At 68.1% G+C, this 6484-nt stretch carries 6 protein-coding genes; 2 read left to right on the top strand and 4 right to left on the bottom strand.

All coding sequences use genetic code 11. From position 1 onward, the window contains the following. The first annotated feature begins 642 nt into the window (after nucleotides 1-642). A complete protein-coding gene (locus AB0K21_RS36295) occupies nucleotides 643-1413 on the top strand; it encodes an ATP-binding protein (RefSeq protein ID WP_364156407.1) in 771 nt (256 codons plus the stop codon). Between the two features lie 69 nt (nucleotides 1414-1482). Here the strand turns inward: AB0K21_RS36295 and AB0K21_RS36290 are convergent, their stop codons facing one another. The 4 genes from AB0K21_RS36290 to AB0K21_RS36275 form a co-directional block, all read right to left on the bottom strand. Then, complete coding sequence (locus tag AB0K21_RS36290) at nucleotides 1483-2229, bottom strand: hypothetical protein (RefSeq protein WP_364156404.1); 747 nt, start codon at nucleotides 2227-2229, stop codon at nucleotides 1483-1485. Then, on the bottom strand, nucleotides 2226-3107 hold the full coding sequence (locus AB0K21_RS36285) for a hypothetical protein (protein ID WP_364156401.1): 882 nt from the start codon (nucleotides 3105-3107) through the stop codon (nucleotides 2226-2228). The genes AB0K21_RS36290 and AB0K21_RS36285 overlap by 4 nt, the downstream gene beginning before the upstream one ends. Before the next feature lie 19 nt (nucleotides 3108-3126). After that, nucleotides 3127-3885 (bottom strand): TIGR04255 family protein, encoded by a 759-nt coding sequence (locus AB0K21_RS36280; RefSeq protein WP_364156398.1) that lies wholly within the window; start codon nucleotides 3883-3885, stop codon nucleotides 3127-3129. 536 nt (nucleotides 3886-4421) lie between these two features. Next, nucleotides 4422-5057, bottom strand: a complete 636-nt coding sequence (locus tag AB0K21_RS36275; RefSeq protein WP_364156395.1) for an NAD(P)H-binding protein — start codon at nucleotides 5055-5057, stop codon at nucleotides 4422-4424. A 401-nt stretch (nucleotides 5058-5458) separates the two neighbouring features. On the opposite strand from AB0K21_RS36275, the gene AB0K21_RS36270 reads away from it, so the two are divergent. Continuing rightward, nucleotides 5459-6427: a helix-turn-helix domain-containing protein gene (locus AB0K21_RS36270; protein WP_364156410.1), complete on the top strand. Its 969-nt coding sequence runs from the start codon at nucleotides 5459-5461 to the stop codon at nucleotides 6425-6427. Nucleotides 6428-6484: the final 57 nt, after the last annotated feature.

Below are 6484 nucleotides of genomic sequence, written 5' to 3'. Positions count from 1 at the left end.
CTGTCTGAGTACCTCATACCTCCAGGCTGTCACCTGGGCAAACAGTGCGGACAAGCACCCCCGAGCAACCCGTGACGCCCAACTTTCTTCGTCAGGAGTCCCTCGACCGGACGCAGGAGGTCCGATCTGATGCATCACCCTAGAGGAAACCCCAGGCCCATCAGGGTCCGTTGGCACGCCGACCGGCCACCGATGCCGCTCGGCTGTCGCTGGTGCGGTCATCCCCCGTACGCGCACGAGGCCGCCAGCCTGCCACACCACGCCCACCACCACTGGGAGCAGCCCACCCCCGCCCAGGTCCACGCCCGGATGACCACCCGCCGCCGCCTCAACCTCTCCGGCCCCCAACCCCCCGCCGCCTCCTCGTCCCGCCACCCCCCACCGCTCGCCCCGGCCGACCGCCGGCGACTTTCCCCAGGCAGTCCCCGGTTTTCCCGCAGCACCCCCCAATGCCACCTTCCCAGCAGTCCTCCGAACGCCCCCCACTGCTCTCCCCCGAGCAGCTCCCCGCCCCCTCCCCCGGCCGACACCTGCGGCCGGAGCCGCCCGTGGCCACGGCCGCCGTGCCGTACCGGCGAGGACGGCCGCCGGGTCCCCGTCCCCCCTCCGGCAAGCACACCCCGTACCGGCAGGGGCGACGACATGAACGAACGCGTCCCCCAGCCCCGGCAGGGCGGGCGGCATCGGCGCGGGGCCGTCACCGAGCAGGTCGACTCCCAGTCCTGGGACCTGGCCGAACATGCCGCCGCCGAGCAGCTCGACCAGATCGAGCCCGCCTGGACCGTCTGGTACGGCACCGGCACCCGGCACTTCCACGCTGTCGCCGGCCGGCCCGCCCCCGAACCCCTGATCGTGCGGGCCCGCACCCCCGACGAACTACGCGCCCTGATGCGCGAGGCCGAGGACACCACACCGCCACCCCAAGGAGGGGCCATGCCCGAGGCCCCTGACACACCGCACCCCCCGCACGACCCCCACCCCCTGAACCCCTCCCAGACCGGGGGCCACCCACACCCCCCGGACGACCCGCGCGCCGTCTACTGGGACCTGCCGCACGACCTGCCGATCGTCGGCAAGGCCCGCGCCATGGTGAGTGAGACCCTCGCCGCCTGGGCGTTGCACCACCTCGTCGACGACGTCGCCCTGGTGGTCGGTGAGCTGCTCGCCAACGCGATCGTCCACGGCGAGCCCGTGGTCAGGCTCTCCCTGTGGGCGAGTCCTGACGAGTTCCAGGTCCAGGTCACCGACCGGGGCACCAGACAGCCGCGTCATCTCACCCTGGATCCCGAGTCCCTGCACGGCCGCGGGCTCGCCATCGTCAGGGCCATCGCCCACGACACCGGCGTCACCCCCCTCCCCAACCGCCCCGGCAAAACCGTCTGGGCCCGCTGGCGTCTTCCCGTCGAACCGTGACCACCCGGGCATCGTCCTGAACTTCAGAAGCTGATCAGCACATCCGCGCAGGCGTCCGGAGCGTCGGGGTCACTCAGGACGTTTTCCGCTGATCTCCTCGATCAGCACGTCCAGGGCACCGTCGAGGTAGTCACCCGGTACGACCGGGTGTACCGGGTCGAGGGCTGGGATGACCTGAGGCGTCCTCAGCCAGTCACTGAATCCCTTGAGAGAACCGCCGTTCGACCGTATCCAGGCCTGCATCACGAATGACTCGTTCCACTGCCTGAAGGTGTAGGCCGTCGTGTTGGCGAGAGTGCTGGGCATCCGAATCTGGAACCGGAGAAGACGCTTGGCGAGCAGGCCGAGCCCCAGGTGACTGAGGCAGGCCATCCGCCGGGAGGTGTGGAGGTATCTGTTGGGGATACTGACCAGGCGTCCGAAATCAGCGACGTGCGATGCGACGGTCTCCTTCCCACCGAGCAGCACGGGAAGGTCGGGAAGCGCGAACTTGTCCATCGCGCCCGCGCGCTCGGGGCCGAAGTTGTCGTAGTGCGGCACCTCCGTCACGGGTGCGACCGTGAGGCGAGGACGCAGCTTGTCTCCGTGGTAGCACTGGCACGGGTGAGGGACGAGCATCACCATGGACTCGACGAAATCCACGAGGACCTTGCCGGGCTCCGGCGGAGTGGAGGGCATGACCGGCAGGGGGACACCGTGGTAAACGTCGCCCTGGAAGACAGGCCGGTCGATCTCGCATGCGGAACCGACCTGGTGGTACAGGTGTTCGGGCTCCAGCCACTCCGCATCGTCGACCGAGGGGGGAGGTGTGGTCATGGTGTCTGGTCAGCGTCCCCTTCCCTCATGTCCGCCACCTCGGGAAGGCTGTAGGGGCTCCACGGTTCGTCGTCGTCATCGACGTCGTCGCCGGGGAGTTCTGTTTCGTCCGCGACGGCCAGCGCCACGAACACGCCCTCCGCGACAGGGCGTGGATCCTCTACCGCCACGATCGCGCGGTGCAGGAGATCGAACCGTCGACTCGTGAGCAGATCGACCGGTGTCCTCGCCCCGTTGAGCGGTGTGTGCAACCAGGCGCGAGCACCGTCCGGCCCGAGACGCCGAACCAGGTCACGGACGAGGGTGTGCAGAAATCGCAACTGCCCGAGACGGACGTCGCTGATGGGGTGGCCATTCGCCCAGCGGGAGTACTGTTCCCGGGTCACGCCGAGAGCGGCCCCGAGCAGCCTGGCTCCCAGACCGCTCATCTCCCGGACCTCACGCGCCAGGAGTGCCGGCTCCCGCTCGGGAGAGCGTGTGACTTGGGGAAAATCGGGTGTCTGCGCCGTGGCAGCCGTTGTGGTGGTCGCCCGGATCTCCTCAAGCTCCAGCACCTCACCGGCCGCGACGAGCCTCAGGTCATCCAACTGGCCGAGGAGTGCGGCCCACGAGGACAACGCCTCGGGCAACCGGGCGGCATGACCGGATCGGGCATGCGCCATCACCACGTTCATGAGTGCGCTCAGCAGCGTCGCGTTGGCGGCCTCGATAGTGCCGCGCACGACAAGCCTGACGGAGGTGTCCCCCAGCTCGCACGCACCAGTGCCGGTGAGGAAGACCTGGGACAGGCGCTGGGCGATCGGATCGGGTTCGTATCCGGTCCCCGCCGTGAACGGCGATGTTCCCCGGTCGGCGAGGCCGGGCGCGGCATTGGCCACCGTGCCCTCCCTGGATTGCTCAGTCGTCTACGGCAGAGGCGAGCTGCTTTCGGTACGCCTCGGGAACGCACCAGCAGAAGCAACGGTAACTCACATCATTGAGCGCGTCGAAATCATCCAGCGTTTCCCGAAGTGAGAATGTGCGCGGTTGAACTTTGGCGCAGTCTACATCAATCAGGTAGGGAGCCGAGAGGTTCGACGGGTCGGCCGCAAGCCCATAACGGAGCAAAAGTTGCATTTCTCCGTCTTCGGCGATTACCTGGCTGATCATCGTATTGAGGTGCCGCCTCCAGCCCATGTCAACAGCCGGCCCAAGTAGTTCAGGTTGCACCTTTTGAGAGAAAAGTCCATGGTCGTCCGGTTCGATATGATTGATATAGCGAAGACCAACACGTTCTCGAACGCGAATATTTGTGATGTCCTCAACGGCGGTGAGCGCGGCTTCCAACCTCTGCCTGAACGATGTCCAGGTCGCATAGCGGGTCGTCTCCAGAGTGAGATGCTCTCGGCCGATCACGATGGACCAGGCACCGTCCAGGTCGGTCAGTCGATACTGGGGAAGCAACTCACTGGAGGCTCCCGTCGCCGTCATCGTGACGACCTGCTGCTGCTCCGTCAGAAAACGCGGGTAGTGATCGGCGAGTGCCTCGTGAACCACCGCGGCACCCTCATGGGTCCCGAGCATGCTCTGGCCGCCAAAACGCACCTGCGCGATGACCTGCCTGAGCGGTGCACCGCTTAGGCGCACGACCTCGGCGAAAGGCAGGAAGTCGAACATCGGCTCCTCCTGAGCAGCTGTACATCACACCCTACATCACACCCCTCCCGATGTTCCATCAATGCGGCCCGGTAGACCATGAACATCCGAGAGATCGTTCCCTTGCCGTTCCCTCAGGGCTATTTCGAGGAGTTCAAGAAATCCCCATCCACAGGTAAACAAGCGAAGGCCATGACGATGCCGAGCCGGCCGCCGTTGCTTCGGGAGTTCATCGACATTCCCTAGGGGATGAGCGCTCCCTAAAGGCGTTCGGGCACCGCCACTTCATGGAGCTCACCACCGTTTTCACGGCGTCACCGCAGTTCACGGTCCTGCACGGCCGTGCGGAGATCGGTCGCATCGACCGTCTCGCTCGACGACGGCACACCCTTTCGTGACCGGAGTTACCCCGGCTCCGTTCTGCTCCCTGCCGACCGGCAGCGACGCTACGACCTCTCCGGCACCGGGCGCCTGATCGCGACAGCCCCCGCCGGACAGGTCGTTCATGCCCGGACTTCCCGGCCTCCGGTTTCCGGAAACCGGGCAGCCCACCTCCCTCAGCCCTCCTCGACGCCGAGGTGCGTGCGGCGGTGCCTCGGGGTGTCGATCTCGTCGAGCAGCGCGATCGCGAGGTCGGCGTAGGAGATGCGGCTGGCCGCGTCCGCCGGGGCCGTCCGGTACCGGCCGGTGCGCGTACCGCCGTGGTCGAAGTCGCCGGCCGGGCTGACGACCAGCCAGTCGAGAGTGCTCTCGGCCGCGCGCAACGCCTCCGTCCCGGCGGCGTGTCCCAGGTAGAACGATCGGTACTCCTGGGGATAGCCGGGGGTGTCCATCAGCTTCACCCCGGAGGCGGTCTCCAGGGCGGAGGCCAGCCCGACCACCACCAGCCGCCCCACTCCGGCCTGTCCCAGACCGTCGACCAGGGCCCGCGCCGAGCCGGTGAAGAAGTCATGCGGGTCGGCGCCCATGTCGCAGGCGGCACTGATCGCACCGTCGTGACCCGCGGCGATCTTGGCGACGGCGGACGTGTCGGTGACATCTCCCGCGACGACCCGTACGCCCTCGGCCGCGAGGTCTCCGTGGACGGCCGGGTCACGGACGACGGCGGTGACCTGGTGGCCACGCCCGCGCGCCTCGGCCACGGCCGCACGTCCGGCCCGGCCGCCGGCCCCGAAAATCACGATCTCGCTCATCTGAACACCCCTGTCGTCAGGGCCGGATCTCAAATTCCGGCCGCCGACCCGGACGCTATCCGGAGCGGTGGTTACCACGGGGATACCGTGGCGCCGGTGAGCGAACCGCCGGCTCCAGGCATGTTCGACGAGCTCCGCCCGTCCGCGCTCGCACCGATCCGGTCCGGCGGCACGTGGGCAGGGATGATCGTCCGCTGTCTCGAACACGCACCTCGACGCTTCCCCGAGCCGCGGGTCCCCCTGTGCGGCATCACCGCGAACAGGAACGAGTCGACGGCCCGCGACCATACACCGCCATGATGATTCCACCGGGTCTCCAGCGGGAAGTCGATACTCTGACGTGTCTCCCCCGAGGCCGCGGGGAACGGCGGCACGGCCGGAAGAAGAAGCCATTGAGTGCGATGACCTTCCACACCCACGACCTGCCGGCCAGGGACCGTTTCCCCTGCTGGTTCGAGATGGCCACTCGGACGCACGTGCGCGCCTGGGGCCGCAGCGAACACGAGGACGACTTCGCGGCCACGATGCGCGTGTGGCGACTGGGCGAGGTCCAGGTGTCGCTGCTCTCCTACCCCTCACTCCAGGTGGCCCGAACTCTCAAGTTGATCCGCGAGAACGATCCGGAGATGTATCTGCTCGATCTCAACCTGAACGGCTCGGCCGGCCTCACCTACCGAGGTCGCTCCACCCTCTACCGCGCCGGGGAGTTCGCCTTCTGCGGCACCTCCCACCCCAGCCAGGGATGGCGATCTTCGCAGGAAGAGCCGGCGCGGTCACTGGTCGTGCAGTTCCCGCGTGCCCTGCCGGGCCTGGCCGCCGACAGCGTCGATCGGCTCGCCGCGGTGCCGATCTGCACCCGGAGGGGCATCGGCGCGGTGCTGGCCGCCCACCTGTCCCAGCTGATGAGGGACACGGACGGCTACACCGGAGCGGACGAGACCGCCCTGTCCGGCATCACCCTCGACCTGGTGGCGGCCACCCTCGCCCACCGCCTGGACGCGTCCGACGCGCTCACCCCCGAGACCCACCTGCAGGTCCTGCTCCAGCGCATCGACCACTTCATCGAGCTGCGGCTCTCGGACCCGGAGCTGAGCCCGGAGGTCATCGCCGCGGCGCACCACATCAGCCTGCGCTACCTGCATCGGCTGTTCCAGGCACGCGGTGGCCCCACCGTCAGGGCCCATATCCGCCAGGCCCGGCTGGAACGCTGCCGCCGCGATCTGACGGACCCTCGGCTCGACGGCCTGCCCCTGCACATGATCGCCGCCCGCTGGGGGTTCGGCGACCGCACTCACTTCAGCCGCCTCTTCCGCTCCGCCTACGGCGTCTCGCCCGGTGACTACAGGCACACGCGGGGCAACGGCGGGTAGTGCACTGATCTCCATAGGAACGTGCGCCGGCGGTCACATCCCGCGCGCCACGACGAC

It is taken from the genome of Streptosporangium sp. NPDC049248, from assembly GCF_040678965.1.
Lineage (GTDB): Bacteria > Actinomycetota > Actinomycetes > Streptosporangiales > Streptosporangiaceae > Streptosporangium > Streptosporangium fukuiense.
This window is presented reverse-complemented; position numbering and strand designations above follow the sequence as displayed.

Bases quoted from the DNA above. Each gene is read 5' to 3' on its own strand.
- AB0K21_RS36295 (WP_364156407.1), top strand. From the start codon at position 643: ATGAACGAACGCGTCCCCCAGCCCCGGCAGGGCGGGCGGCATCGGCGC.
- AB0K21_RS36275 (WP_364156395.1), bottom strand. From the start codon at position 5,057: ATGAGCGAGATCGTGATTTTCGGGGCCGGCGGCCGGGCCGGACGTGCG.
- AB0K21_RS36280 (WP_364156398.1), bottom strand. From the start codon at position 3,885: ATGTTCGACTTCCTGCCTTTCGCCGAGGTCGTGCGCCTAAGCGGTGCA.
- AB0K21_RS36270 (WP_364156410.1), top strand. From the start codon at position 5,459: ATGACCTTCCACACCCACGACCTGCCGGCCAGGGACCGTTTCCCCTGC.
- AB0K21_RS36290 (WP_364156404.1), bottom strand. From the start codon at position 2,229: ATGACCACACCTCCCCCCTCGGTCGACGATGCGGAGTGGCTGGAGCCC.